This window comes from Pseudomonas sp. MHK4, assembly GCF_054600775.1.
This window is the reverse complement of the sequence record NZ_BAAIAK010000011.1, coordinates 56,537-80,464: the sequence shown is the minus strand read 5'-3', so window position 1 is coordinate 80,464 and position 23,928 is coordinate 56,537. Positions and strand designations below refer to the sequence as shown.

At 60.8% G+C, this 23,928-nt stretch carries 28 protein-coding genes; 17 read left to right on the top strand and 11 right to left on the bottom strand.

The features are described from left to right. The first annotated feature begins 111 nt into the window (after positions 1 to 111). From rnd to ACYP2Q_RS23970, 3 genes are all read left to right on the top strand, one after another. Entirely contained in the window at positions 112 to 1,245 is a 1,134-nt protein-coding gene (rnd, locus tag ACYP2Q_RS23980; RefSeq protein WP_459732754.1) for a ribonuclease D, read from the top strand. After that, positions 1,242 to 1,535, top strand: coding sequence for a YcgL domain-containing protein (locus ACYP2Q_RS23975; RefSeq protein ID WP_274073535.1), 294 nt, complete (start codon positions 1,242 to 1,244; stop codon positions 1,533 to 1,535). Before rnd ends, ACYP2Q_RS23975 begins: the two co-directional genes overlap by 4 nt. Positions 1,536 to 1,656: 121 nt before the next feature. Next, positions 1,657 to 2,589 carry a D-2-hydroxyacid dehydrogenase gene (locus ACYP2Q_RS23970; RefSeq protein ID WP_459732753.1) on the top strand — a complete coding sequence of 311 codons (933 nt, stop codon included), beginning with the start codon at positions 1,657 to 1,659 and terminating at the stop codon, positions 2,587 to 2,589. Between the two features lie 124 nt (positions 2,590 to 2,713). On the opposite strand, the gene ACYP2Q_RS23965 is transcribed toward ACYP2Q_RS23970, so the two are convergent. Next, positions 2,714 to 3,307: a nitroreductase family protein gene (locus tag ACYP2Q_RS23965; protein ID WP_274073537.1), complete on the bottom strand. Its 594-nt coding sequence runs from the start codon at positions 3,305 to 3,307 to the stop codon at positions 2,714 to 2,716. A 164-nt stretch (positions 3,308 to 3,471) separates the two neighbouring features. On the opposite strand from ACYP2Q_RS23965, the gene ACYP2Q_RS23960 reads away from it, so the two are divergent. Together ACYP2Q_RS23960 and ACYP2Q_RS23955 are read left to right on the top strand one after the other, a co-directional pair. Then, entirely contained in the window at positions 3,472 to 3,921 is a 450-nt protein-coding gene (locus tag ACYP2Q_RS23960) for a YcgN family cysteine cluster protein (protein WP_020797823.1), read from the top strand. A gap of 36 nt (positions 3,922 to 3,957) precedes the next feature. After that, positions 3,958 to 5,187, top strand: coding sequence for a hypothetical protein (locus tag ACYP2Q_RS23955; RefSeq protein ID WP_459732752.1), 1,230 nt, complete (start codon positions 3,958 to 3,960; stop codon positions 5,185 to 5,187). A gap of 130 nt (positions 5,188 to 5,317) precedes the next feature. Here the strand turns inward: ACYP2Q_RS23955 and ACYP2Q_RS23950 are convergent, their stop codons facing one another. From ACYP2Q_RS23950 to ACYP2Q_RS23935, 4 genes are all read right to left on the bottom strand, one after another. Continuing rightward, positions 5,318 to 5,695 (bottom strand): YgaP family membrane protein, encoded by a 378-nt coding sequence (locus ACYP2Q_RS23950; protein ID WP_459732751.1) that lies wholly within the window; start codon positions 5,693 to 5,695, stop codon positions 5,318 to 5,320. A gap of 80 nt (positions 5,696 to 5,775) precedes the next feature. Continuing rightward, positions 5,776 to 6,246, bottom strand: coding sequence for an RNA methyltransferase (locus tag ACYP2Q_RS23945; RefSeq protein WP_046816778.1), 471 nt, complete (start codon positions 6,244 to 6,246; stop codon positions 5,776 to 5,778). Positions 6,247 to 6,425: 179 nt separating this feature from the next. Beyond that, the gene (locus ACYP2Q_RS23940) at positions 6,426 to 6,797 is read right to left on the bottom strand and encodes a YajD family HNH nuclease (RefSeq protein ID WP_007944009.1); all 372 of its coding nucleotides are present in this window, start codon (positions 6,795 to 6,797) and stop codon (positions 6,426 to 6,428) included. 49 nt (positions 6,798 to 6,846) lie between these two features. Beyond that, positions 6,847 to 7,533 (bottom strand): spermidine synthase, encoded by a 687-nt coding sequence (locus tag ACYP2Q_RS23935; protein WP_459732750.1) that lies wholly within the window; start codon positions 7,531 to 7,533, stop codon positions 6,847 to 6,849. 95 nt (positions 7,534 to 7,628) lie between these two features. Here ACYP2Q_RS23935 and ACYP2Q_RS23930 point away from each other — a divergent pair, with 95 nt between their 5' ends. Beyond that, positions 7,629 to 7,919 carry a hypothetical protein gene (locus tag ACYP2Q_RS23930; RefSeq protein WP_459732749.1) on the top strand — a complete coding sequence of 97 codons (291 nt, stop codon included), beginning with the start codon at positions 7,629 to 7,631 and terminating at the stop codon, positions 7,917 to 7,919. Here ACYP2Q_RS23930 and ACYP2Q_RS23925 read toward each other — a convergent pair. Together ACYP2Q_RS23925 and ACYP2Q_RS23920 are read right to left on the bottom strand one after the other, a co-directional pair. Then, on the bottom strand, positions 7,916 to 8,389 hold the full coding sequence (locus ACYP2Q_RS23925; RefSeq protein ID WP_459732748.1) for a cyclic nucleotide-binding domain-containing protein: 474 nt from the start codon (positions 8,387 to 8,389) through the stop codon (positions 7,916 to 7,918). The two genes, ACYP2Q_RS23930 and ACYP2Q_RS23925, sit on opposite strands and share 4 nt — an antisense overlap. Before the next feature lie 81 nt (positions 8,390 to 8,470). Further along, entirely contained in the window at positions 8,471 to 10,525 is a 2,055-nt protein-coding gene (locus tag ACYP2Q_RS23920) for a S9 family peptidase (RefSeq protein WP_459732747.1), read from the bottom strand. A gap of 226 nt (positions 10,526 to 10,751) precedes the next feature. Here ACYP2Q_RS23920 and ACYP2Q_RS23915 point away from each other — a divergent pair, with 226 nt between their 5' ends. Genes ACYP2Q_RS23915 through ACYP2Q_RS23905 form a run of 3 tightly spaced genes read left to right on the top strand, consistent with a single transcriptional unit; the run spans position 10,752 to position 12,613 of the window. Next, complete coding sequence (locus tag ACYP2Q_RS23915) at positions 10,752 to 11,249, top strand: MFS transporter (protein ID WP_459732746.1); 498 nt, start codon at positions 10,752 to 10,754, stop codon at positions 11,247 to 11,249. Between the two features lie 32 nt (positions 11,250 to 11,281). After that, positions 11,282 to 12,058 carry a class II glutamine amidotransferase gene (locus ACYP2Q_RS23910; protein ID WP_459732745.1) on the top strand — a complete coding sequence of 259 codons (777 nt, stop codon included), beginning with the start codon at positions 11,282 to 11,284 and terminating at the stop codon, positions 12,056 to 12,058. Positions 12,059 to 12,070: 12 nt separating this feature from the next. Further along, a complete protein-coding gene (locus ACYP2Q_RS23905) occupies positions 12,071 to 12,613 on the top strand; it encodes a DUF2937 family protein (RefSeq protein WP_020797831.1) in 543 nt (180 codons plus the stop codon). 75 nt (positions 12,614 to 12,688) lie between these two features. Here ACYP2Q_RS23905 and ACYP2Q_RS23900 read toward each other — a convergent pair whose 3' ends face one another. After that, complete coding sequence (locus ACYP2Q_RS23900; protein ID WP_459732744.1) at positions 12,689 to 13,603, bottom strand: LysR family transcriptional regulator; 915 nt, start codon at positions 13,601 to 13,603, stop codon at positions 12,689 to 12,691. Positions 13,604 to 13,750: 147 nt separating this feature from the next. On the opposite strand from ACYP2Q_RS23900, the gene ACYP2Q_RS23895 reads away from it, so the two are divergent. The 4 genes from ACYP2Q_RS23895 to ACYP2Q_RS23880 all read left to right on the top strand — a co-directional run bounded on the left by ACYP2Q_RS23895 (position 13,751) and on the right by ACYP2Q_RS23880 (position 17,480). Further along, on the top strand, positions 13,751 to 15,037 hold the full coding sequence (locus ACYP2Q_RS23895; protein ID WP_459732743.1) for an MFS transporter: 1,287 nt from the start codon (positions 13,751 to 13,753) through the stop codon (positions 15,035 to 15,037). Positions 15,038 to 15,109: 72 nt separating this feature from the next. Beyond that, positions 15,110 to 15,862 carry a 5-oxoprolinase subunit PxpA gene (locus ACYP2Q_RS23890; protein WP_459732742.1) on the top strand — a complete coding sequence of 251 codons (753 nt, stop codon included), beginning with the start codon at positions 15,110 to 15,112 and terminating at the stop codon, positions 15,860 to 15,862. Then, positions 15,859 to 16,563 (top strand): 5-oxoprolinase subunit PxpB, encoded by a 705-nt coding sequence (pxpB, locus tag ACYP2Q_RS23885; RefSeq protein WP_459732741.1) that lies wholly within the window; start codon positions 15,859 to 15,861, stop codon positions 16,561 to 16,563. Before ACYP2Q_RS23890 ends, pxpB begins: the two co-directional genes overlap by 4 nt. Beyond that, positions 16,560 to 17,480 (top strand): 5-oxoprolinase subunit C family protein, encoded by a 921-nt coding sequence (locus ACYP2Q_RS23880; RefSeq protein ID WP_459732740.1) that lies wholly within the window; start codon positions 16,560 to 16,562, stop codon positions 17,478 to 17,480. Before pxpB ends, ACYP2Q_RS23880 begins: the two co-directional genes overlap by 4 nt. A 111-nt stretch (positions 17,481 to 17,591) precedes the next feature. On the opposite strand, the gene ACYP2Q_RS23875 is transcribed toward ACYP2Q_RS23880, so the two are convergent. Beyond that, the gene (locus ACYP2Q_RS23875; protein WP_046816791.1) at positions 17,592 to 18,770 is read right to left on the bottom strand and encodes a vWA domain-containing protein; all 1,179 of its coding nucleotides are present in this window, start codon (positions 18,768 to 18,770) and stop codon (positions 17,592 to 17,594) included. A gap of 12 nt (positions 18,771 to 18,782) precedes the next feature. Continuing rightward, the gene (locus ACYP2Q_RS23870) at positions 18,783 to 19,628 is read right to left on the bottom strand and encodes an AAA family ATPase (protein ID WP_008055443.1); all 846 of its coding nucleotides are present in this window, start codon (positions 19,626 to 19,628) and stop codon (positions 18,783 to 18,785) included. Positions 19,629 to 19,850: 222 nt separating this feature from the next. On the opposite strand from ACYP2Q_RS23870, the gene ACYP2Q_RS23865 reads away from it, so the two are divergent. Next, positions 19,851 to 20,081, top strand: a complete 231-nt coding sequence (locus ACYP2Q_RS23865; protein WP_323628772.1) for a DUF4160 domain-containing protein — start codon at positions 19,851 to 19,853, stop codon at positions 20,079 to 20,081. Next, positions 20,069 to 20,569 (top strand): DUF2442 domain-containing protein, encoded by a 501-nt coding sequence (locus ACYP2Q_RS23860; protein ID WP_459732739.1) that lies wholly within the window; start codon positions 20,069 to 20,071, stop codon positions 20,567 to 20,569. The genes ACYP2Q_RS23865 and ACYP2Q_RS23860 overlap by 13 nt, the downstream gene beginning before the upstream one ends. Here ACYP2Q_RS23860 and ACYP2Q_RS23855 read toward each other — a convergent pair. Further along, positions 20,566 to 21,672 (bottom strand): DUF748 domain-containing protein, encoded by a 1,107-nt coding sequence (locus ACYP2Q_RS23855; RefSeq protein ID WP_459732738.1) that lies wholly within the window; start codon positions 21,670 to 21,672, stop codon positions 20,566 to 20,568. The two genes, ACYP2Q_RS23860 and ACYP2Q_RS23855, sit on opposite strands and share 4 nt — an antisense overlap. Positions 21,673 to 21,771: 99 nt before the next feature. Between ACYP2Q_RS23855 and cysK the strand changes: the two genes are divergently transcribed. Together cysK and ACYP2Q_RS23845 are read left to right on the top strand one after the other, a co-directional pair. After that, positions 21,772 to 22,746, top strand: coding sequence for a cysteine synthase A (cysK, locus tag ACYP2Q_RS23850; RefSeq protein WP_323628775.1), 975 nt, complete (start codon positions 21,772 to 21,774; stop codon positions 22,744 to 22,746). A 229-nt stretch (positions 22,747 to 22,975) separates the two neighbouring features. Continuing rightward, a complete protein-coding gene (locus ACYP2Q_RS23845) occupies positions 22,976 to 23,914 on the top strand; it encodes an aspartyl/asparaginyl beta-hydroxylase domain-containing protein (RefSeq protein ID WP_459732737.1) in 939 nt (312 codons plus the stop codon). Positions 23,915 to 23,928 lie beyond the last annotated feature (14 nt).

Sequence of the window (23,928 nt, the reverse complement as noted above, 5' to 3'; positions counted from 1 at the left end):
GGACTATTCTTGCCATCAGGCAGGCATTTTCGCTAAAGCTCTTGTTCAGTGAATGCGCGGAAATCGTCGGGGGCGATATATACTGCGCGCCATTCTTCAAGGGAGAGCCGTGTGGCCATCGATATTCACTGGATTCGCGACAACGATAGCCTCGGTCGGTTTTGCACCGAGTGGCAGCAGCTGCCGTTCGTTGCCCTCGATACCGAATTCATGCGGGTCGACACCTTCTACCCTATCGCAGGCCTGCTGCAGGTCGGCGATGGCGAACGTGCCTACCTGATCGATCCGTTGACCATCGACAACTGGAAGCCCCTGGCCCAATTGCTGGAAAACCCGGCCGTGGTCAAGGTTGTCCATGCATGCAGCGAAGACCTCGAAGTCCTGCTGCGCCTGACCGGTAGCCTGCCGGCACCGCTGTTCGATACGCAACTGGCCGCCGCTTACTTGAACCTCGGTTTCTCCATGGGTTATTCGCGGCTGGTGCAGGAAGTGCTGGGTATCGACCTGCCCAAGGGCGAAACCCGTTCCGACTGGCTGCAACGTCCACTTTCCGAAACGCAGATCAGCTACGCCGCTGAAGACGCCGTGCACCTGGCGGAAGTCTTCGTCAAGTTGCGTCCGCAACTGTCGGACGACAAATACGCCTGGGTCCTGGAAGACGGTGGGGAGCTGGTGGCCAACCTGCGCCGCGAAATCGACCCGTACGAGGTCTATCGCGACGCCAAGCTGGCCTGGAAGCTGTCCCGCGCGCAACTCGCCGTGCTGCGAGAACTCTGCGCCTGGCGCGAGCAGGAAGCGCGAGCCCGTGACCTGCCGCGCAACCGCATCATTCGTGAGCATTCGCTGTGGCCGCTGGCGCGCACGCAGCCGGACAACCTCGGCGCATTGGCGAAAATCGAAGACATGCACCCGCGTACCGTGCGTCAGGACGGCGAGTTTCTGCTTGATCTGATCAAGCGCTCTGGCAGTGTGTCGCCGGAGCAATGGCCGGCCGCCGTGCCTGAGCCGTTGCCGGTGGAGGCCGCCGCGCTGCTCAAGCGGCTCAAGGCCATCGGCCAGGCCGAGGGCGAGCGCTTGAACATCGCGCCTGAGGTGATGCTGCGCAAGAAAACCCTGGAAGCGTTGCTCAAGAGCGGCTTCCCCAATGGTCCCTACCAATTGCCTGATTCATTGCGTGGCTGGCGCCGCGAATTGATGGGCCAGGCGCTGCTCGACAGCCTGGCTACCGCCGGAGAACAGCCTTGAAACGTATTTGCTCCATCTACCGCAGTTCGAAGAAAAACGAGATGTACCTCTATGTGCTCAAGAGCGATGCCCTGGAGCGCGTACCGGAACCCTTGATGGCCGCCTTCGGCAAAGCGATCCACGCGTTCGACCTGGTGTTGAGCCCCGAGCGCAAACTGTCGCGCGAGGACATCACCGTGGTGCTGGATAACCTCGAAAAGCAGGGCTATCACCTGCAAATGCCGCCCGCGGAAGAGGAATACATCGAACACTTGCCGGAAGAATTACTGCGACGCAACGATCCCATGTGATCGACAGGCGGGCTTCTGTTCGAAGCCTTGATCAACACTGGAATGATTTTGGCGATAGCCGCTGGGACGGAGCAGGACTCTGTCGGCGGCCGTCTGCACTGTTTTTCGAAAGGTTTGAAGCATGCGCGTTCTGATTGCTGAACACGACCACCCGGTGTACGCCCGACTGTTGCAAGAGGCGGCGCCTGATGTGGAAGTACTGACCAGCGGCGATTCCGCCGAACTTGCACGCCTGGCTGCCGATTGCCCGGTCTGGCTCGGCCAGCCCGACTTGCTGGCGACCCTGCTGCGTCAGGGCCATCAGCCGCAATGGCTGCAGTCGACCTGGGCGGGTATCACGCCGCTGCTGGCCGACGGCTTGCCTCGACACTATCGCCTGACCCGCGCAGTGGGGATTTTCGGTCAGGTCATGGCCGAATACGTGCTCACCTACATGCTCGGCCACGAACGTGAAGTGCTGGCGCGGCTGGTCAGCCAGGTCGAGCGCAAATGGGACAGTCGTCACGGCCAGAGCCTGGCGGGGCGCAAGGTGCTGATCGTCGGTACCGGTGATATCGGGCAGACGGTGGCGCAGTTCCTCGTACCTTTTGGTGTCCAGTTGTATGGCATCGCCAGTGAGGCCCGTGAGCAGGCACCCTTCATCGAAGTCGGTTCTCTGGCGGATCTGCCACGCTTGGTCGCTGAAGTGGATTATGTGGTCAACCTGCTGCCAAATACTCCGAACACCCACGATATCTACGATGCGGCGCTGTTCAGGCAGTTCAAGCCGAGCGGGTTGTTCATCAACGTCGGGCGCGGTGTGGCGGTGGTGGATGCGGATCTGGTGGAGGCCTTGAAGGAAGGGCATCTGGTAGGCGCCGTGATCGACGTCTGTCGCCAGGAGCCGCTGCCGCAACGCCATCCGTTCTGGACAGCCTTTGGCCTGCTGCTGACGGGACACAGTTCGGCACCGACTTCGCCGTCGTTGATGGTGGATCTGTTTGTCGCGAACCTGCGGGCGTATCAGGCGGGTGAAGCGTTGCGCGGGGAAGTGGATTTCAATCGCGGCTACTGAGTTAACGCTAAACCTGTAGGAACCGAGCTTGCTCGCGAAGAAGGCATCACATTCAACATCATCGTTGATTGTGACACCGTTATCGCGAGCAAGCTCGGCTCCTGCAGTGGATATGCGTTGTGGCTTAGAGGGTGAAGTCGCCTTCGGCCGCCAATTCGCTCAACGGACGCCGCGGGCTCGGCTCTTCACGCGCTTGCAGGTAATCCGCCAGCGTCGCTTTATCCCCCAGCTTGCCCACCGCCACGGCGGCATGCAGGGCGTAGCCTTCTGGAATGTTCAGCTCCTTGCGGGTCAGTTCCTGATCGAAACCGGCCATGCCGTGGGTGTGCCAGCCGCTGATGCTGGCCTGCAACGCCAGGTGGCCCCAGGCGGAACCAGTGTCGAAGGTGTGCCACAGCGCCGGGGTTTCTTCACTTGCGCCAGGCGCGGTGAAGGTGGTTTTCGAGATCACGATCACCAGTGCCGAGGCGTGTTGCGCCCAGCTGCGGTTGAATTCGTTCAGCAGGCCCAGGTAACGTTCCCAATTCGGCGTATCGCGACGCGCATAGAGGAAGCGCCAAGGCTGCGAATTGTACGCCGACGGTGCCCAACGCGCGGCTTCGAAGAAGCTCAGCAGGGTTTCTTCAGGAATGCTTTCGCCGGTGAAGGCGCGGGGTGACCAGCGATCGGTGAACTGAGGGTGAATGACATAATCGGCAACGCGTGGATTTGCACTCATCAAGAGATTCCTGGCTACGTTTGAAAGTGGGAGCGACGCAAAACCCTACTTGGCGGCGCATAAACTGACAAGCGTGTTCTACCGGCAGTCGCCAATGCTTGGCCCGCGGGGCTGCGGGCACTAGACTGGCGGCCTTTTCACCACCCGATGTCGATGCTCGAACCATGGCCGCCAAAGTAGAACCGTTCTGGATACGCAAAACCCTCGATCAGCTCGATCAGCAGGAGTGGGAATCGCTGTGCGACGGCTGCGGCCTGTGCTGTCTGCAAAAGCTCGAAGACGAAGACGACAACAGCGTTTATTACACACGCATCGCTTGCAAACTGCTGGATCTGAAAACCTGCCAGTGCAGCGATTACCCCAACCGTCGCGCCTCGGTGCCGGACTGCATCCAGCTCACACCGGGCAAGGCCGACGAGTTCAAATGGCTGCCACCGACCTGCGGCTATCGCCTGGTCAGCGAGGGCAAGGACCTGCCGCTGTGGCATCACCTGGTGTGCGGTGATCGCGATGCGGTGCACCACGAACGTATTTCCCAGTCCGGGCGCATGCTCGCCGAAGGCAGCGTGGCGGAAGAGGATTGGGAAGACCATCTGATTTTCCGCGCGGGTTAAGCGCAGCGCAGGTCAAGTTTTCACGAAGGAGTGTGTATGGCTGTGGGATGGCGGCGGGCGCTGGTCGTTGGGTTGTGCGCCCTGAGCGCGCCTGTGTGGGCGGCGAAGAAAGTCGATCTGGATTATCACGTGCGCCTGCTGCCGCAAAGCGACCAGGCTGAAGTACGCTTGACCCTGGCCCAGGGCGCGGCGGTCCGCAGCCTGGATTTCGACCTCGGCGACGGCAGCCACTACAGCGATTTCAAGGCCGACGGCCAATGGCAGCTGACAGAGGGCAAACAGGCCCGCGGCGTGTGGCGGCCGGCGGCCGAGAAGGCCAGCCTGACCTATCGCGTAAAGATCAGTCACGGGCGCAAGAGCGGCAGCTTCGACACCCGCATGACACCGACCTGGGCGCTGATGCGTGGTGACGATCTGGTGCCGCCGGCCAGACTCGATCAGCAGGACGGCACCGAGCTGGTTTCACGCCTTGAATTCGAGTTGCCCAATGGCTGGCAAAGCATCGAAACCGCCTGGCCGCGCATCGGCAAGAACAAGTTTCGTATCGATAACGTTTCCCGATTGTTTGATCGACCCACGGGCTGGATGCTTGCCGGGCATCTCGGCAGCCGTCGCACCCGCTTGGGTGAAACCGAAGTCACCGTCGCTTCACCGCGCGGCCAGGGCATGCGGCGCATGGATGTGCTGACGCTGCTGACGTTCGTCTGGCCCCAAGTGCAGGCCGTGTTCCCGCGACACCCGACCAAGTTGCTGATTGTCGGCGCCAACGATCCGATGTGGCGCGGCAGCCTGTCGGCGCACGAATCGATTTACCTCAATAGCCGCCTGCCGCTGGTCAGTGAAAGCGGTACCAGCCCGTTGGTTCGCGAGTTGGCCCAAGTGTTCGGGCGAATCAACGATCAACAGCGCAGCGACTGGATCAGTGAAGGTTTCGCCGAGTACTACGCCATCGAACTGGTGCGCCGGGCCGGTGGCATGAGTGATGAGCGGTATGAGGGCTTGCACAGGAAACTGGTCAAGGACAGCCAGAAAGTCACCAGTTTGCGCGGCGAGCAGGTCAATGCTGCGCAGGTGGCCAAGGCGGTGTTGTTACTACAGGAGCTGGATCGCGAGATTCGCCTGAAGACGCGCAACAAGCGTTCGCTGGACGATGTACTGCGCGGGGCGATGCATCTGGGGAGCATTGATACCAAGGAATTCGTGCAGCTCAGTGAGAGCGTGATTGGCGAAGCTTCCAAGGTGTTGGATACGGGATTGCTTGAATAATACCGCCATCGCCAGCAGGCTGGCTCCCACAGTGATCTTCGGTGTTTACACAACCTGTGCAACAAAGAAGAGCCCCTGTGAGAGCCAGCCTGCTGGCGATGAGGCCACAAACCCTGGCGCAAATTCGGGATCAAACCCCGGTTTTAGGCGATTTCAACGAATCATTGCCGGTAACGGTCGCCGTTTTGGTCGCCGCCTCGGCATTGGCTTTCAACCGGTTCAACTCGTCACCCGCGCGCTGGATCTTCGCCCGCACGTTATTCATGTCCTGGCGGCTTTTTTCCAACAGGCTTTTCGCCGAGCTGTGGCCGGTGATGCCACGGGCCAGGGCCACGCCGCCGATCGCCACCTGAATCAGGCCGAACAGGCCGCCGCGACGCAAGCCCTTGCCAACCATGACCACGCCGCCGGCCATTGAGCCGATACGTTCCCAGCCATGGACATTCTGCTCGGAAGGGGTCTGGAACGGGGTGGATTCGATGCGCTCTACACGTTTGAGTTCGCTCATGATCTGACTCCAGGCTTGAGTAATGGATAGATAAGCTGACTGCCGCAGCAGGCCAGTTGTTCCATCGGATGTGCGGCGATTCAGCGGAATTTCGGCCCCGAGCGGGTATTGAGGCCCTTGGCCATGCGGTCGTAAAGCACGACGTTGACCGTGGCGGCCAGGTTCATGCAGCCGGTGGTCGGGATGTAGACCACGTCTTCACACCAGTCACGGATCTCTTTATCCAGCGAGCCGTCTTCCGGGCCGAAGATGTAGAGCGCGCGGTCGGGGTGGGTGTATTCCGGTAACGGGCGAGCGCCGTCGACCAGTTCCACGGCAACCGGTACACAATTGAGGGGCAGGATTTTCTTCAGGTCGTCGATGCCGATCAGCGGGATGTCGTAGTGGACGCGCTTGGTATCGGTGACGAAGTCGGCGGCGCGTTCATAGCGCTTGCCGGTGTAGAACACCGACGCCACGCCATAACAGCCAGCGGCGCGCATCACCGAACCGACGTTCTCCGGTGATTTGGGGTTATACAAACCGATGCAGCTGTACCGTTTGTCTGCCACGAGCGAAGCGCCTTCCAGGAAAAAAGCGCGATTATACGGGGATTGGGCGACAGCGGTCAGTTCACAGATTGGTGGTGCCTGGGCAATCGCTTTCGCTGGCAAGCCAGCTCCTACAGGTTGTAGCGATCATTGTAGGAGCTGGCTTGCCAGCGAAGAGGCCAGCCCAGCCACTGAAGATATCAGTCTTCTTTCTTCATCAGGCCAGCCAACGCCGCAAACGGGTTGTGCGTCGCCTTGGCGATTTTTGGCGTGCTCAGCGAGCCTTCGCCGAAATACTGCTGGTCGGTATAACGCGAGTGTTCGTTGTCGTGGCAGTACAGGCACAACAATTCCCAGTTCGAGCCATCCTGGGGGTTGTTGTCGTGGTTGTGGTCGCGGTGGTGCACGGTCAGTTCGCTCAGGCGCTTGCCGGAGAATTCACGGGCGCAGCGGCCGCACACGTGCGGGTACATCTTCAGGGCCTTGTCGCGGTAGCCCATTTCCTTGTCGCGCTGGTTGTCGGCGAGGATGCGGTCCAGCTTCGAGGTGTTGGTCGGGGTGGACGAACTCATGGGTTCACCTTTGTTGAATGACTAATGACGGTATAACACGCAGTTTAGCTCAGCCCTTGAGCTTCTCGGCAATCCAGATGGTGTGGCGGGTGCCTTTGTTGCCGTGGGCGAAGACCTGCACTTCCTCGGCCTTGAAGCCGGCTTTTTTCAGTTTGTCGGAAAACTGCCGGTCTGCGCTCGCCGACCAGACCGCCAGCACGCCTTTGGGTCGCAGGGCCTTGGCGCAGGCACCCAGGCCGCCGGCGGAGTAGAGCCAGCTGTTGGCTCTCTGGGTCAGGCCTTCGGGGCCGTTGTCGACGTCGAGCATGATCGCGTCGAATCCTTGTGGCTCTGCCTGCAGGACCTTGGCCACGTCTTCCAGGCGGATCACCGTCCGCGGGTCTTGCAGCGGGTTGCCGGCTTTCTCGCCCAGGGGCCCGCGGTTCCATTCAACAACGCCGGGCACCAGTTCGGCGACCACCACTTCAGCGCTCTTGCCCAAGTGCTTGAGTGCCGAGGCGAGGGTGAAGCCCATGCCCAGGCCGCCGATCAATACCCGCGAGTTCGGCCTTCCCGCGACCTTGCGGCAGGGGATCTCGGCCAGTGCATCCTCGGAGCCGTGCATGCGCGTATTCATCAATTGTCCGCCGTCACCGCCCTGGATCTTGATGACGAAATCCTCGCCGTACTCGAACAGGCACAGGGCACCGCCGTTCTCGGGAATAGGGGCGGTATCGAGCAGAACAAAACGTTTCATGGGGCTCACTTGAGGAAAAAGGGCAGCACAGGGGAAGGCAAACCGGCGCAGTTGGGAGTAGCCTGCAATCGACCACAAGGCCAACGGAGCCATTGATGAAGCGCACCATTCTAACGGCCATTGCCCTGACCGCGCTCTCGATAACTGCAGCGCAGGCCCAGCAGTTGCAGACCACGCCGATCAGTCCCGCGCCCATGCCCGGTTCGCCTGGCACCGCAACGCCTACGCCGTACCCGCAAATCAGCCCGGCACCCCTGCCTAGAGTGGGCCCGGGCAGTAGCGGCCCACCCTTGGTGCCGATCGAGATGCCGAGCCCGCCAACCAAGGACCAGCCCGTGCCGGGAATCGAGCAGAACCCGCCGAAGGTCAAGTCGCCCGGCGGTTAAACCTGTTGCGACAGCAGTTGCCCATCGACCATGCGCAAGCGGTTGGAGAGAGAGACGGCGAGGGCGCGGATGATCTTGGCCGCGATTTTCGGTGCCTCGTTGAGCATCTTTTCCAGCGAATCCTTGCCCAGGTTGAGCAACTGGCAGTTGCTCGCGGCCACGCAACTGGCCGAGCGCCGTTCGCCGTCGAGCACGGCCATTTCGCCAAACGAGCGACCGCTGCGCAGTGTCGCGATGGTCACCTGCTGGCCGTCGCTGGTGGTCTTCTGCACCGCCACCTGGCCGGTATGGATGATGCACATGAAGCTGCCGGCATCGCCCTCGTGGAAGATTTCTTCGCCCTGGACAATGGTGCTGAGGCTGAAGTAGCCCGAGGCCGCGCAGAATTCCGCCGGCAGCAGTTGGTTGAACAGGCCGCAGTCCATCAGCCAGTTGCGAATTTCGTTGTTCAGTAAGGTGGGTTCTGACATGTCGTGCGGTCTTTTTTGTTGTGTCTGTTACGGGCTCGATTTTGAAATCACCGCAATCCCATTGTTGTAATGCCAGGTTCCTCAGGCCACCCCCAGCACCTTGAACAAAAAGGCGTATTCGAGCGCTACGTCACGCAATCCCTGGTATCGACCGCTCATCCCGCCATGCCCGGCGCCCAGTTCGGTCTTGAGCAGCAGCAGGTTGTTGTCGGTCTTGGTGGCGCGCAATTTCGCCACCCATTTGGCCGCTTCCCAGTACTGCACGCGGCTGTCGTTGTAGCCGGCGATCACCAGGGTCGGCGGATAAGACTGGGCGCTGACGTTTTCGTACGGCGCGTAGGCCTTGATCCGATCATGCACGTCCGGCTCTTCTGGATTGCCCCACTCGTCGTATTCGGTGACGGTCAATGGCAGGTCCGGGTCGAGCATGGTGTTGAGCACATCGACGAACGGCACTTCGGCAATCGCCGCGCCGAACAGCTCCGGCCGTTGGTTAAGCACCGCGCCGATCAACAGGCCACCGGCGCTGCCGCCGCTGATGGCCAGTTGTGGCGCGGTGGTCAGGCCATTGGCGATCAGGTGTTCGGCGCAGGCGATGAAGTCGCTGAAGGTGTTCTGCTTGTGCTCCTGCTTGCCGGCGCGATACCAGGCTTCGCCCAGTTCACCGCCGCCGCGCACGTGAGCGATGGCGAAGGCCATGCCGCGATCGAGCAGGCTCAGGCGCGCGTGGGAGAACCACGGGTCGAGGCTTTCGCCATAGGCACCGTAGCCGTACAGGTAAAGCGGAACCGGCTTGCCCAGTGCTTCGCGCTTGACCACCAGGCTGATCGGCACTTGCGTGCCATCGGGCGCCGTGGCCCACAGGCGCTGGCTGACGTAGGCGTCGGCGTCGAACGGGCCCAGTACCGGGGTTTGCTTGAGCACTTTTTGCTCACCGCTGACCAGGTTCAGCTGGCGGATTTGCGCTGGACGGTTCAACGCTTCGTAGCGCAGGCGAATCCGTTCGCTGACGAATTCCAGGCTGTTCTGCACGTGCAGGCTGTAGGCCGCGTCCGGCAGTTGCACCCGATAGCTTGGCAGGTCCTGCGGGTGAACTTCGATCACCGGCAAGCCGCCGACCCGCAGGCTCAGGGTCATGGCGCCGGCGTTCAGGCTCATGCCATCGATCATCACCGAGTCGCTGTGGGGGATCAGGTTCTGCCAGTCGGCCTCGGTCGGCGCCACGCCACTGTCAGCGGCGGTGTACAGGGCAAAATTGATGCCGTCGCGATTGGTCCGGATGAACCAGGTCCATTGGCCGTCCAGCGCGCCGTGGTCGAGGTCGTACTCATGGTCTTCCTGGCGCGACGCTACGCAGGTAAAGGGGCGTTGCGGGTGGTTGGCGTCGAGCACCCAGACTTCGCTGGTGGTCTTGCTGCCCACCGATAGCAGCAACTGCTGTTCAGAACTCGAACGATAGCAGTGCATGAAGAAGCGGCCGTCGGTTTCATGGAACACTTCTTCGGCCGCCGTGCCGTCCAGGCGATAGCGCAACAGCTTGTGCGGGCGATGGGTGTCGTCCAGTTCGCCGAAAAACAGGGTCAGGCTGTCGTTGGCCCAGGTCATGCTGCCGTCACAGTCCTGGAACTCCAGTTCACTGACGCGACCGTCGGACAATTCCTTGACGAACAGCGTGTAGATCTCATCGCCCGTGGAATCGATGCTGTACGCCAGGCGCTGGTGATCGGGGCTGATGCTGAACGCGCCGAGGGAAAAGAAGCCGCCTTGGGCCAATTCGTTAGGGTCCAGCAGCAGTTGCTCCTGGCTTTCGTCAAGGACCAGGCTGTCGTCGGCCGGGCGCGGGCAGCGGTAATGACGGGCATATTCGTCACCGGCCGTGGTGCGTGTGTAATACAGGTACGGTCCCCACGGCGAGGGCAGGGACAGGTCGGTTTCGAGAATCCGGCCCTTGATCTCCTCGAACAGGGTTTCACGCAACCCGGCCTGATCGGCGGTTTGCTCCTCCTGATAACGGTTTTCAGCCTTGAGGTAGTCGAGCACCGCAGCGCTATCGCGCTCCTGCAGCCAGGCATACGGGTCGGATCCTTCGGCCTTGTGGGCAATCGGGGCGTCGCTAACATTGGCGGATAGGGGCATGAAGGTCTCTCGAACAATTTACTGAATGGGGTTCGCAACCTGTGGGAGCGGGCTTGCTCCGGGCGGCGCTCCGACGAAGGGGCCAGAAAATTCAACATCCCTGTTGAATGACACACCGCTTTCGCGAGCTAGCCCGCTCCCACAGGGGTTGCGCGTTGCTGGCTGGATTTGCGCAGCCTGATGGACGAAAAGCCGTTATCATAAGCGCCTCTTTGCCTGCCTTGCCATGGACACCATGACCGAGAACGACTATCTGATCGCTTGGGGCCTCTACGCCTTTGCCGCTTTGGGCTGCCTGCTGGTGTGGATGCGCATCACCCGCTGGATGTGGCGCTGGCTGCGCGAACCCCTGCGTTTACTGGTGGCGGTGCTGCTGTTCAGCCCGACCATCATCGACCCGGTGAAGGAAAAAGTGGCTCCGGCCCTTGCCATCACGGCCCTGGACCTGTTGTTCAAGGTCGGCAACAACGCATGGCGGGCGATTTCCGACCTGTTCATGTACGGCATGATCGCTTTCGGCATCTACCTGGTGTTCGTGGCCATTCGTTTTGTCCTCGAGCGTGGCGCCAGGGCCCGCAAGGAACAGGCGGCCGCGGCCCAGGCCGCTGTCCGTGCCGACGAGCAGGAAGAGGACCACCCCTTCGGCGGTGCCGGTGATGATCGTTTCGGTCGTCCGCCTGTGCCGGGCAATCCCCAGCGGATGCGCGTCGAACCCCGTCTGTAACCGTGCCCCTGCCATGAAGCGAGAGTCCGAGCATGTGTGAGTTACTGGGCATGAGCGCCAATGTCCCGACCGATATCGTGTTCAGCTTCACCGGGCTGATGCAGCGCGGTGGGCGTACGGGGCCGCACCGAGACGGTTGGGGCATCGCTTTCTACGAAGGTCGGGGTTTGCGCCTGTTCCAGGACCCGGCGGCGAGCTGCGAGTCGGAAGTGGCAAACCTGGTGCAACGCTACCCGATCAAGAGCGAAGTGGTGATCGGGCATATCCGCCAGGCCAACGTCGGCAAGGTCTGCCTTTCCAATACCCATCCCTTCGTACGCGAGTTGTGGGGCCGTAACTGGTGCTTTGCCCATAATGGCCAGTTGGCGGATTTCCAGCCCACTGCCAGCTTCTATCGCCCCGTTGGCGATACCGACAGTGAAGCGGCGTTCTGTGACTTGCTCAACCGCGTGCGGGCCGCCTTTCCCGAGCCTGTGGAGGTCGAGGAACTGCTGCCGGACCTGGTCGCCGCCTGCGCCGAATACCGCAGCAAGGGCGTGTTCAACTGCCTGCTGAGCGATGGCGACTGGCTGTTCTGCTATTGCTCGACCAAGCTGGCGCAGATCACCCGTCGCGCCCCGTTCGGCCCGGCGCGCCTGAAGGACGTCGACGTGATCGTCGACTTCCAGGCCGAAACCACGCCCAATGATGTGGTCACGGTGATCGCCACCGAACCCCTGACCGAAAATGAAACCTGGACCCGCTACGAGCCAGGCCAATGGAGCCTGTGGCGACGCGGCGAATGCGTCAGCCAGGGCAGGACCGAATAAGGATCATCCCCGATGTTGCTCAGTTATCTACGGCTGGTGTTGTTTGCGGCGGGCCTGTTGATTGGTGTCCAGGTGCCGGGGTTCATCAATGATTACGCCAAGCGGGTCGAAGCTCACCTGATTGAAGCGCAGGCCGGATTGAGCGGATTCCAGAACACGGCCAATCAATTTTTCAAGGGCGACATGCAGGCGCTGGTCGCCCACTATCGCGCCAGTGAAGATCCGATCTTTCGCAGCGATGCCGATAGCCTGGGCAACCTGCTGACCCGCCAGGTGGCGTTGGACAAGCAGTTCCAGGCGATGCAAGGGCCGTGGTACATCCGCTTCCTGCAAGTGGTGCTGGCCGCCGATCCGGACATTCGCAAGGAAACCTGGAATGGCTACAGTTACCAGATCCTGTTGACCCCGGAGGCGATGATCTGGGGCATGAGCGGGGCGTTGCTGCTGTCGTTCGGGATCGAGTGCCTGTTCCGCCTGATCGATTGGGTGGTGCTGGGCGGCAAGCGTCTGCGCCAGAGCCGGCCGATCGAAGAGCGGGATTTGCGCGGTTTGTAGGAGCTGGCTTGCCAGCGAATCAAGCGATGCGGTGTGTCAGGCATTGCCCCTTCGCTGGCAGCCAGCTCCTACAGGTCAACGATGCAAAACGATGTAATTTTCACCCACCCGACGCGCGTACCCCTCCAGCACCTGCTGACACAACGCCACAATCTCCTCGACCCATTCCACGCCGACCCGCCACGACACCACCACTTGCAGGTCCGGTGGGCGTTGGTCGATGTCCAGCAAAGTCAATTCACCCCGCGCCAGTTCCTCGGCCACCAGCACCGGTGGCAATGCACCGATGCCAAAGCCGTCGCGCAGCAACCGGGTGATCGCCGAGACCGAATTCACGCAGTTCAGCCGCGGCGCGATGACGCCGTTGGCCTGCATCAGCGCGAGCACTTCCTGATGGGGATGGGAGTTTTTCGAGTAGGTAATGATCCGCTCGTTCGCCAGGTCGGCGATGCCTGAGTAGTCGCGGTTGTAGAGCGAATTGCTGGCGACGATCCAGCCCATGGGGTGGCTGGCCAGTTCCAGGCTGCGCACACTTTCCTGGCGCAGCAGGTCGGTTTGCAGGATCACATCGAGAAAGCCTTTTTGCAGCTGATCGCAGAGGTTGAGCGAGGTATCGGCCACCAATTCGATTTCCACCAGCGGGTAGTGATCGGTCATCTGCGCTACCAACGGGCTCAGCCAGGTGTGGATCACCGTGTCCATCACGCCAATTCGCACGCGTCCGGCCTTGCAGGAACGGGTCTCGATCGACTGCTTGAGCGCCTGCATGGTGTCCATCATCTGCTCGGCGTATTCGAGCACTTTCAAGCCTTCCGGCGTCAGGCTCACACCCCGTGAGTCGCGCAGGAACAGCTTCACCCCAAGCTCGCCTTCGAGCACGGCGATGCGGCTGGAAATCGACGCCTGAGTGGTGAAGAGTTTGTCGGCGGTGAGGCGGAAACTCTTGAGCCGGGCGACCCAGACGAAGGTCTCGAGAAACTTCAGGTTCATGTGATCAAGTTTTTCTTATGGCTAGGGCAGGTTTTTATTAGTTGGACGCAGAGCGCTGGCGCGCCCAAAAATCGACACATCCGGTTCCCACGATAGGCGTCGTCGGGGCTCAGAACAATACCAATAAAATCAGCGCGGAGATTTGCCATGAGTGCGCCCGACACCACCGCCATTCCGAAAGCCACGGCTCGCCCGGGACCTTTCGACTGGTATCGCAACATCAATCAGCAGGAACGCCGCACCTTCTGGAGCTGCAAGATCGGCTATGGCCTCGATGGCATGGACACCCAGATGCTCAGCTTCGTGGTGCCGACCCTGATTGCCATGTGGGGCATCACCACCGGCCAGGCAGGGCTGATTCACACCAGCACGCTGATCGCTTCGGCCATCGGTGGCTGGGTGGCGGGGATTCTCTCCGACCGCATCGGTCGCGTGCGCACCTTGCAACTGACGGTGCTGTGGTTTGCCTTCTTCACCTTCCTTTGCGGTTTCGCCCAAAGCTACGAACAACTGCTGATTGCGCGGACCCTGATGGGCTTCGGTTTCGGCGGCGAGTGGACCGCCGGCGCCGTGCTGATCGGCGAAGTCATTCGCGCCCAGGACCGCGGCAAGGCCGTCGGCATGGTGCAATCGGGCTGGGCGCTGGGCTGGGGCCTGACCGCGATCCTGTACGCGCTGCTGTTCTCGATCATGCCGCCGGAAGACGCCTGGCGCGCGCTGTTCATCCTCGGCATCGTGCCGGCGATTTTCGTGATCTTCGTTCGCCGCCTGGTCAAGGACCCGGAAATCTACCGCGAAGCCAAAGCCAGGCAGGAACCGAGCAACCCTTCGAAGTTCTACGAGATCTTCGCTCCGGGCATGCTCTTCACCACGATTCGCGCTTCGTTGCTGACCACTGGCGCCCTGGGAGGCTACTACGCCATCACGTCCTGGCTGCCGACCTTCCTGAAAAACGAACGCGGGTTGAGCGTACTCGGCACCGGCGGATATCTGGCGATGGTGATCGTCGGTTCCTACGTCGGCTATGTCATCAGCGCCTATCTGACCGACATCCTCGGCCGCAAAAAGAACTTCATCCTGTTCGCCGTCGGCTCCTTCACCATTGTGCTGCTGTACACGCAAATGCCGGTCAGCAATGGTGTGATGCTGTGGTTGGGCTTCCCGCTGGGCTTCTTTGCCTCGGGCATCTTCAGTGGCATGGGCGCCTTCCTGACCGAGTTGTTCCCGACGCGCATTCGTGGTTCCGGCCAAGGCTTTTGCTACAACATCGGCCGCGCGCTGGCGGCGTTGTTCCCGCTGCTGATCGGCCTGCTCAGCCAGACGGTGCCGCTGAGCGTTGGCATCGGTGCCTTTGCGGCGGTGTCCTACGGCGTGGTGATCCTCGCGGCCCTGAGCTTGCCGGAAACCCGTGGCAAGCAACTCGACGCCCAGTAACTGGTAATCTGCGGGCGTGTCATACGGATATGCCCACAGCTAACAAGAATAAAGCCTACAGGAGTGTTCAGCGTGAGCCGCCTGCTATTGAACTGCGACATTGGCGAAAGCTTTGGTAACTGGTCCATGGGTCTGGACGCCGAAGTCATGCCCTTCATCGATTGCGCCAACATTGCCTGCGGGTTCCATGCCGGTGACCCGAGCATCATGCGCAAGACCGTCAGCCTGGCCCTCAGCCACGGTGTGCAGATCGGCGCCCACCCGGCGTATCAGGATCTGGTCGGTTTTGGCCGCCGTTCCATGGCCTATGCCACCCAGGAACTGCAGGACATCCTGCATTACCAGATTGGCGCCCTCGACGGTATCTGTAGGGCCCAGGGCGGGCGGGTCAGTTACGTCAAACCCCACGGCGCCATGTACAACGACATGATGGCCAACCCGGCCCAACTGCGCGCCGTGCTGCAAGCGGTGGCGTCCTATGACCGCAGCCTGCCGTTGATGCTGATGGCCACCCGCGACAACAGCGCCGCGCAGCAGTTGGGCGAGGAGTATGGTGTGACCCTGTGGTTTGAAGCCTTCGCCGACCGCGCTTACGACAGCGCCGGCAGGCTGGTTTCGCGGCAACTGCCGGGAGCGGTGCATCACGATCCGGAGAAAATCATCGAGCAGGCGTTGATCATTGCCCGTGGCGATCACCTTACCGCCAGCGACGGCAGCGCCTTGCACCTGCAGGCCAACACCCTGTGCGTGCACGGCGACAACGCCAGTTCGGTGGCTGCCGTGCGGCGCATTCGTGAAGCCTTGAATCAGCAGGTCGCGTCATGAAACTGCGGGTAGAAGTGGTCGCGCTCGATTGCCTGATGGTGCGTCTGTTCGATGAGATCGCCGAAGCCAACATGCCGTGGATGCTCTCCGCCAGCGAAAGCCTGCGGGCAGCGTTCGGTGAGCAACTGATCGACCTGGTGCCGTCCTACACAACCTTGATGGTGCATTACGATCTGACCCGCTTGAGCCCGAGCCAGGCCCGGGAACTGATTGCCGAGGCGTTGATCGACTTGTCGCCCAACGCGTGTACCCGCGGCCAATGTCATGTGCTGCCGGTGTGGTACGACTTGAGTGTCGGTCCGGAATTGAGCGTGTTGGCGCAACGCAGCGGGCTGGCCGTGGAAGAGGTGATCCGCCGTCATAGCGAGCGTGAGTACCAGGTGTTCGCCCTGGGCTTCGCCCCGGGGTTCGCGTTCATGGGCCTGGTGGAAGAAGTGCTTGCCGCACCGCGCCTGAGTACGCCGCGCAAGAAAGTCGCCGCCGGCAGTGTTGGCATCGCCGAACGGCAGACGGCCGCCTATCCGGTGGTATCGCCGGGCGGCTGGAACCTGATCGGTCGCACGCCGGCCAAACTGTTCGACCGCAATCGCGACGGCTACAGCCTGATGCAACCGGGCGACACCGTGCGTTTCGAAGCGGTCGGGCATGCCGAATTCATCAACCTGGGCGGTGACGACACGCCACTGGAGGCCCAGGCATGAGCCGTCTGACGATTGAAGCAAGTACGCCGTTGTGCCTGTTGCAGGACGCCGGTCGTTTTGGCGTGCGGCACCTGGGCGTGACCCAGGGTGGCGCGGCGGATTGGCGTTCGATGTCCTGGGCCAATTGGTTGCTGGGCAACGGGCTCGATGCGCCAGTGATCGAAATCACCCTCGGCGGGTTCACCGTCGTGGCCGAGGACGATTGCGTGCTGGCGCTGGCCGGAGCGGACCTTGGCGCGCAGGTAGACGGCGAACCATTGGCACCGTGGCGCAGTTTCAGGCTGCATAAGGGCCAGCGTCTGCAGTTCACCCAGCCATTGCTCGGCGCCCGGGCCTATCTGGCCGCGCCAGGTGGCTTCGATGCGCCGAAGGTGCTGGGCAGCAGCGCGACGGTGGTTCGCGAGGAGCTGGGCGGACTGGATGGCATGGGGCGTGCGCTGGGCAAGGGCGCCGGTTTGAGCTATTCGGGAAATTCACTGATGTTGCTGCGGGAATTGACTGCAGACCAACGACCGGACCTGAATCTCGAGGCTCCCCTGGACCTGGTACTCGGTGCGCAGATCGGTGAATTCAGCGGGCAAAGCCTGTTCGATGCGTTCAACAGCGCATGGAGCCTGGACAGCCGCGCCGACCGCATGGGTATTCGCTTGCTGGGTACGGCCTTGCAGTATCAGGGCAAACCGATGATTTCCGAGGGGATTCCATTGGGGGCGGTGCAGATACCGCCGGACGGGCAGCCGATTGTGCTGCTCAATGATCGGCAGACCATTGGCGGTTATCCACGGCTGGGGGCGTTGACGCCGTTGGCGTTGGCGCGGCTGGCGCAGTGTTTGCCGGGGGCGCGGGTGCGGTTGCGGCCGGTGGTGCAGGAGGTCGCCCATCGCGAACAAGTCGAGTATCTGCAGCGGTTCAGGTGACCCCCTGTAGGAGCCGGCTTGCCGGCGAATGCGGTCTTGAGTCTTGTAGCGATCGGACGCCTTCGCTGCGATGCGGCGACCCGACAAGCCAGCTCCTACAGGGCGATGGGGTTATTTGGACAGGAACCGCATCCCTTCCTCCAACCCCCGCAAGGTCAACGGATACATCTGGTCCTCAATCAAATCCCGCACGATATTGGTCGACGAGGTATAGCCCCAGGTGTCCTTCGGATACGGGTTGATCCAGATAAGCTTTTTGTACTTCTCCTTGAACCGCTGCATCCACACATAACCGGCTTCTTCGTTCCAGTGCTCGACGCTGCCACCCGGCTGGGTGATTTCGTAGGGGGCCATGGCGGCGTCACCGATGAAGATCACTTTGTAGTCGGCGCCGTATTTGTGCAGCAGGTCCATGGTCGAAGTACGCTCGGAGGTGCGACGCATGTTGTTCTTCCACACCGATTCATAAATGAAGTTGTGGAAGTAGAAGTACTCCAGATGCTTGAACTCGGTCTTGCAGGCCGAGAACAGCTCTTCGCAGATCTTCACGTGGGCGTCCATCGAGCCGCCGATGTCGAACAACAGCAGCAACTTCACCGTGTTGCGCCGCTCCGGTCGCATCTGGATGTTCAGCAGCCCGGCATCCTTGGCGGTGTGATCGATGGTGCCATCGATGTCCAGCTCTTCCGCCGCGCCCTGGCGGGCAAATTTGCGCAAGCGGCGCAGGGCGACCTTGATGTTGCGCGTGCCCAGCTCGACTGAATCGTCGAGGTTCTTGTACTCGCGCTGGTCCCAGACTTTCACAGCCTTGCCCTGGCGCTTGCCGGCATCGCCGACCCGAATGCCTTCCGGGTTGAAACCGCCGGAACCGAACGGGCTGGTACCACCGGTGCCGATCCACTTGTTGCCGCCGGCATGGCGTTCCTTCTGTTCTTCCAGGCGTTTCTTGAACTCTTCGATCAGCTTGTCCAGGCCGCCAAGGGACTGGATCGCCGCCCGCTCTTCATCGGTCAGCGAGCGCTCGAACTCCTTGCGCAGCCAGTCTTCCGGAATCAGTGCCTGGAGGTGATCGTCGAGCTTTTCCAGGCCATTGAAGTAAGCCCCGAAGGCCCGGTCGAACTTGTCGAAATGCTTTTCGTCCTTCACCAGGATCGCCCGGGACAGGTAATAGAACTCGTCCATGTCGGCGAAGGTCACGCGCTGTTTCAGTGCGTTGATCAGGTCCAGCAGTTCGCGCACCGAGACCGGCACCTTGGCGGCGCGCATTTCATTGAACAGGTTGAGCAGCATGGCATCAGCCTCTTATCGACTGCCGCGACGGCTCATGAACGCCAGACGCTCAAGCAGTTGCACGTCCTGTTCGTTTTTCACCAAAGCGCCGGCCAGCGGCGGGATGGCTTTCGTCGGATCGCGCTCGCGCAACACCGCTTCGCCGATGTTGTCGGCCATTAGAAGCTTCAGCCAGTCCACCAGCTCGGAGGTCGAAGGCTTCTTCTTCAGGCCCGGCACCTTGCGCACGTCGAAGAACACATCCAGCGCTTCGCTGACCAGGTCTTTCTTGATGTCCGGGTAATGCACGTCGACGATCCGCTGCATGGTCGTGCGATCCGGGAACGCGATGTAGTGGAAGAAGCAGCGGCGCAGGAAGGCGTCCGGCAGCTCTTTCTCGTTGTTGGAGGTAATGATGATGATCGGGCGCTTCTTGGCCTTGATGGTTTCGTCGATCTCGTAGACGTAGAACTCCATCTTGTCGAGTTCTTGCAGCAGGTCGTTGGGGAACTCGATGTCGGCCTTGTCGATTTCATCGATGAGCAGGATGACCCGCTCTTCGGATTCGAAGGCTTCCCAGAGCTTGCCCTTTTTCAGGTAGTTGCGAACGTCGTGGACCTTTTCCGTCCCGAGCTGCGAATCGCGCAGGCGGCTGACCGCGTCGTACTCATACAGGCCCTGGTGAGCCTTGGTGGTGGACTTGATGTGCCAGGTGATCAGCTTGGCGCCAAAGGAGTCGGCCAGTTGCTCGGCGAGCATGGTCTTGCCGGTGCCTGGTTCGCCCTTGACCAGCAGCGGCCGCTCCAGGGTGATGGCGGCGTTGACCGCCAGCTTCAGGTCATCGGTGGCGACGTAGGCCTGGGTGCCTTCGAACTTCATCTGCTAATCCTCGAACGGTAACGCCGGCCTGAGCGAGGCAGGGCGCGGGGTGCAATAAATAAAAGGTGCAATAAAATGGTCAGCCCCGACTATAGCGCGCAGTCCGGTCGACTGTGAACGCAGACGGCTTATTCAGTCTCTGAATGGAGCGTCACATCTTGACTTAGTCGGAGCCGCTGGCCAGTATTGAGATATCGCCATTTTGGCGATAGCTTGTCGGGCATGTCTACTAAATATCGATTTCGAGATACCTATCGCATTCAGCTGCGAGAGAAGGACCATCCGCCGCCTCACGTTCATCTGACCGGTGGCGGGCTGGATGTCATGCTGAGCCTGGAAACCGTCGAAGTGATGGCAGGCAAGGCTCCGCCGTTGATTATCAAGGAAGCGCTTGGGTGGATCAGAGCCCATCAGGCGCAATTGCTGGAGGATTGGAAACGATGTTACCCATGAAGCGACCACGACTATCAGCAGTGGAGGTATTGCCGGATTATCGGCTGGCGCTGACGTTCATCGATGGTCAACAACTGACCCTGGACCTGAGTCGCGACCTGCAGGCCTTTGTGGGCTTGTATCCTCTGCAAGGAAGCGCTTTCGAGGGGGCGATGCTGGGTGATGACGGCTGGTGTGTAGAGTGGCCTGAGCTGGACATCCAGATCGGTGCCGACACCTTGTACCTGGATGCGCTTGCGCAAAACGCGTCGGACGAAAATACCCGGATCTTCATCGATTGGCGTGCTCGAACCGGATTGCCGCTGAATCAGGCCGCCGAGGCTTTGGGAGTCAGCGCCCGCAGCATCAGCCGCTACAGCAGTGGTCGAGAGGCGGTGCCGCGATCACTGGCCCTGGCCTGCCTGGGATGGGATTTCCTGCAACAGCAAGCCAACCCGCTTCGGGCAGCCGAAGACACCGGGCGTTACACCGTCACGCGCAAAGGTTAACCGGCTTCCGGCTTGGGTCGTTCATACCGGGCATTGAATGCCTGAATAAAACCATTGCGTAAAATCTGCAAAAACGCCTGGAACGCGCTGATATCTTTTTGATGGACGTTGCCGCTCAGCTCGACACGGGTTGCAAACTGGTTCTTGCCCTGGTTTTTCAGCACGGTTTCGGAGCCGCCGACGATAGCCTCCCAAATGGAACGGAAGATCCCCTTGTCCTTGTTTTCCACATCCTGTTGCCAGTTGAACACGTCGACATCCCTGAGCAGCGGTTTGATGTAGCCGGTCAACTTGGCTTTTTTGGCCGCGGCTTCGATGACCACATCGCCATGGCCGGCGTTGAAATCGAACTTGCCGTAGGCCGAAGCGAAGTCGTTCATGCGTTTGAGCTCGATGTCCCGGGCCCGCATGCGAAATTCGAAATCCTCGAAGTTGCTCAGGGGGTCGAAGGTGGCCGTGGTTTCCAGGGGGGCGTGCCCCAGCAGCAGTGCCTTGCCGTCGAAGCGGGCGTCGCGCTTGCCCTTGGCATCGACCACGTTGGTCAGGTTGTAGATGTTCAGGTCGACCTTGGTGGCATTCATGTTCACCGGTGGTTTGGAATTGAAGTTGCGAAAGCTGATCTTGCCATCGTCGATCCGCACTTCATCCAGGGTGATCGGCAGCAATTTGCCCAGTTGGGCACGCCAGTCGGTGCCTTCACCGGTTTGCGAGTTTTGCTTGTTGGCCCCGCCGTCCACGAAGTTGACCTCGGGCTTGAAGAACGTCACTTCGGCGACCACCGCGTGGTCGTGCCATAGGGAATGCCAGCTGACCGAGAGGTCGATCAGGGGCGCATCGACGAAGGGAACAGGCACCTTGCCCTCGACCTTGACGATTTTCAGGCCGTTGATCTTGTAGGCACCGCGCCACAGGGCCAGGTCCACGTCGGTGATCTGGCCGCGGTAATCGCCCATGTTCGCCAACTTGTCGTTGAGGTAGTCACGCACCAGGTAGGGCAGGGCGAAGTGCAGGGCAATCAACAGCACTATGAGGCCGGCGAAGCTCCACAGCGGCCAGCGGTATCGACGTTTCATGGTGGTAATTCTCTGGCGTTCTAAAGCCATTGACTACGGTTACACCCGGACGTTCGACCTGACTGGACGCCTACGGGCAAGAGGCTTACCTTGATGCCCTATTTCAATGCTGTCGTTAAGGACCCAGCCATGAGCCGTATCTACGCTGACAATGCCCATTCCATCGGCAACACGCCCCTGGTGCAGATCAACCGTATCGCGCCGCGCGGCGTCACCATCCTGGCCAAGATAGAGGGGCGCAACCCCGGTTACTCGGTCAAGTGCCGGATTGGCGCCAACATGATCTGGGACGCCGAAAGCACAGGCAGACTCAAACCGGGCATGACCATCGTCGAGCCGACGTCCGGCAACACCGGCATCGGCCTGGCTTTCGTTGCCGCCGCCCGTGGCTACAAATTGATGCTGACCATGCCGGCATCCATGAGCATCGAGCGCCGCAAGGTACTCAAGGCACTGGGGGCGGAGCTGGTGCTGACCGAGCCGGCCAAGGGCATGAAAGGCGCGATCGAGAAGGCCGGGGAAATAGTTGCCAGTGATCCGGCCCGTTATTTCATGCCGGCGCAGTTCGACAACCCGGCCAACCCCGCCATCCACGAAAAAACCACCGGCCCCGAGATCTGGAATGACACCGACGGTGCAGTGGATGTCCTGGTGGCCGGTGTTGGAACAGGCGGAACTATTACCGGAGTATCGCGGTATATCAAGAATACCCAGGGCAAACCCATCGTTTCGGTGGCGGTGGAACCAGCGGTATCACCGGTGATTTCCCAGGCGTTGGCCGGTGAAGAAATCAAGCCGAGCCCGCACAAGATCCAGGGCATCGGCGCCGGTTTCGTGCCGAAAAACCTCGACCTGTCGATCGTCGACCGGGTGGAGCTGGTAACTGACGAGGAGTCCAAGGCCATGGCCCTGCGCTTGATGCAGGAAGAAGGCATCCTGTGCGGCATTTCTTGCGGCGCCGCGATGGCCGTGGCGGTACGCCTGGCGGAGACCCCGGAAATGCAGGGCAAGACCATTGTGGTGATCCTTCCGGATTCCGGTGAACGTTACTTGTCGAGCATGCTGTTCAGCGATCTGTTTACCGAGCAGGAGAACCAGCAGTAACGGATAGGGAAGGCTGAATGATGGAGAAGGGAAGTCCCTTCTTCATCGGGTGAGACCTGACGCGGATCAGCAAGCGTTCAGGCTCCTTGTGTTAAGAAATACTTTGTTACTCATTCCTAAACACTGTATGTCGGGTTTCACGGGTTTTTCCCGTGCTTGGTAGTGTTTATCATGCCAACGGCCGCGTCGAGGAATGGCGTTGCATAGATTATCGATCAAGGAGTTGTTGATGAGCATTTCGGTTGCCGCGAAAGCGTCGTTGTTGCTGCTGTTTATGGGCAGTACCCTCTATGTGCATTTGCGGGGCAAGGCGCGCTTGCCGGTGCTGCGCCAGTTCGTCAACCATTCGGCCCTGTTTGCTCCCTATAACGCCTTGATGTACCTGTTTTCCGGCGTGCCTTCAAAACCCTACCTGGACCGCAGAAAGTTTCCCGAACTGGATGTGCTCAAGGACAATTGGCAAGTTATCCGTGACGAAGCGATGCACCTGTTCGATGAGGGTTTCATCCGCGCCGCGGAAAAAAACAACGATGCCGGCTTCGGTTCGTTTTTCAAGAAGGGCTGGAAGCGCTTCTACCTCAAGTGGTACGACCAACCTTTGCCCTCGGCCGAGCAGCTGTGCCCGCAGACCGTAGCGCTGGTCAGCGCCATTCCCAACGTCAAGGGGGCGATGTTTGCCCTGCTGCCGGGTGGCAGTCATCTCAATCCGCACCGCGATCCATTCGCCGGCTCGTTGCGCTACCACCTGGGGCTGTCGACGCCCAACAGCGACGCATGCCGCATTTTCGTCGACGGTCAGGCGTACGCCTGGCGTGATGGTGAAGACGTGATGTTCGACGAAACCTATGTGCACTGGGTCAAGAACGAAACCGACAAGACTCGGGTCATTCTGTTCTGCGACATCGAGCGGCCGCTCAGTAACCGCGGGATCACCCGCATCAACCGCTGGATCAGCCGCCTGCTGGGGCGCGCCACCGCGCCGCAGAACCTGGCAGATGAACGGGTGGGGGGGATCAACCAGGCCTATGCCTGGAGCAAGCAATTCAGCGACAGGTTCAGCGGGACGATCAAGCAGTGGAAACGCCGTCATCCCAAGGCGTATCGGGCCATGCGACCGGTACTGGCGGTTGTCGTGCTGGGGTTGCTGGCTCATTGGCTCTTGGGCTGAACACCTGTTGGCCA

What these genes read in the sequence shown, in the direction of transcription:
- ACYP2Q_RS23970 (WP_459732753.1), top strand. Translation starts at nt 1,657, where the DNA reads ATGCGCGTTCTGATTGCTGAACACGACCACCCGGTGTACGCCCGACTG.
- ACYP2Q_RS23910 (WP_459732745.1), top strand. Translation starts at nt 11,282, where the DNA reads ATGTGTGAGTTACTGGGCATGAGCGCCAATGTCCCGACCGATATCGTG.
- ACYP2Q_RS23930 (WP_459732749.1), top strand. Translation starts at nt 7,629, where the DNA reads ATGAAGCGCACCATTCTAACGGCCATTGCCCTGACCGCGCTCTCGATA.
- pxpB (WP_459732741.1), top strand. Translation starts at nt 15,859, where the DNA reads ATGAAACTGCGGGTAGAAGTGGTCGCGCTCGATTGCCTGATGGTGCGT.
- cysK (WP_323628775.1), top strand. Translation starts at nt 21,772, where the DNA reads ATGAGCCGTATCTACGCTGACAATGCCCATTCCATCGGCAACACGCCC.
- ACYP2Q_RS23900 (WP_459732744.1), bottom strand. Translation starts at nt 13,603, where the DNA reads ATGAACCTGAAGTTTCTCGAGACCTTCGTCTGGGTCGCCCGGCTCAAG.
- ACYP2Q_RS23915 (WP_459732746.1), top strand. Translation starts at nt 10,752, where the DNA reads ATGGACACCATGACCGAGAACGACTATCTGATCGCTTGGGGCCTCTAC.
- ACYP2Q_RS23925 (WP_459732748.1), bottom strand. Translation starts at nt 8,389, where the DNA reads ATGTCAGAACCCACCTTACTGAACAACGAAATTCGCAACTGGCTGATG.
- ACYP2Q_RS23895 (WP_459732743.1), top strand. Translation starts at nt 13,751, where the DNA reads ATGAGTGCGCCCGACACCACCGCCATTCCGAAAGCCACGGCTCGCCCG.
- ACYP2Q_RS23955 (WP_459732752.1), top strand. Translation starts at nt 3,958, where the DNA reads ATGGCTGTGGGATGGCGGCGGGCGCTGGTCGTTGGGTTGTGCGCCCTG.
- ACYP2Q_RS23845 (WP_459732737.1), top strand. Translation starts at nt 22,976, where the DNA reads ATGAGCATTTCGGTTGCCGCGAAAGCGTCGTTGTTGCTGCTGTTTATG.
- ACYP2Q_RS23960 (WP_020797823.1), top strand. Translation starts at nt 3,472, where the DNA reads ATGGCCGCCAAAGTAGAACCGTTCTGGATACGCAAAACCCTCGATCAG.
- ACYP2Q_RS23855 (WP_459732738.1), bottom strand. Translation starts at nt 21,672, where the DNA reads ATGGCTTTAGAACGCCAGAGAATTACCACCATGAAACGTCGATACCGC.
- ACYP2Q_RS23870 (WP_008055443.1), bottom strand. Translation starts at nt 19,628, where the DNA reads ATGAAGTTCGAAGGCACCCAGGCCTACGTCGCCACCGATGACCTGAAG.
- ACYP2Q_RS23935 (WP_459732750.1), bottom strand. Translation starts at nt 7,533, where the DNA reads ATGAAACGTTTTGTTCTGCTCGATACCGCCCCTATTCCCGAGAACGGC.
- ACYP2Q_RS23860 (WP_459732739.1), top strand. Translation starts at nt 20,069, where the DNA reads ATGTTACCCATGAAGCGACCACGACTATCAGCAGTGGAGGTATTGCCG.
- ACYP2Q_RS23905 (WP_020797831.1), top strand. Translation starts at nt 12,071, where the DNA reads ATGTTGCTCAGTTATCTACGGCTGGTGTTGTTTGCGGCGGGCCTGTTG.
- ACYP2Q_RS23920 (WP_459732747.1), bottom strand. Translation starts at nt 10,525, where the DNA reads ATGCCCCTATCCGCCAATGTTAGCGACGCCCCGATTGCCCACAAGGCC.
- ACYP2Q_RS23965 (WP_274073537.1), bottom strand. Translation starts at nt 3,307, where the DNA reads ATGAGTGCAAATCCACGCGTTGCCGATTATGTCATTCACCCTCAGTTC.
- ACYP2Q_RS23865 (WP_323628772.1), top strand. Translation starts at nt 19,851, where the DNA reads ATGTCTACTAAATATCGATTTCGAGATACCTATCGCATTCAGCTGCGA.
- ACYP2Q_RS23940 (WP_007944009.1), bottom strand. Translation starts at nt 6,797, where the DNA reads ATGAGTTCGTCCACCCCGACCAACACCTCGAAGCTGGACCGCATCCTC.
- ACYP2Q_RS23950 (WP_459732751.1), bottom strand. Translation starts at nt 5,695, where the DNA reads ATGAGCGAACTCAAACGTGTAGAGCGCATCGAATCCACCCCGTTCCAG.
- ACYP2Q_RS23875 (WP_046816791.1), bottom strand. Translation starts at nt 18,770, where the DNA reads ATGCTGCTCAACCTGTTCAATGAAATGCGCGCCGCCAAGGTGCCGGTC.
- ACYP2Q_RS23880 (WP_459732740.1), top strand. Translation starts at nt 16,560, where the DNA reads ATGAGCCGTCTGACGATTGAAGCAAGTACGCCGTTGTGCCTGTTGCAG.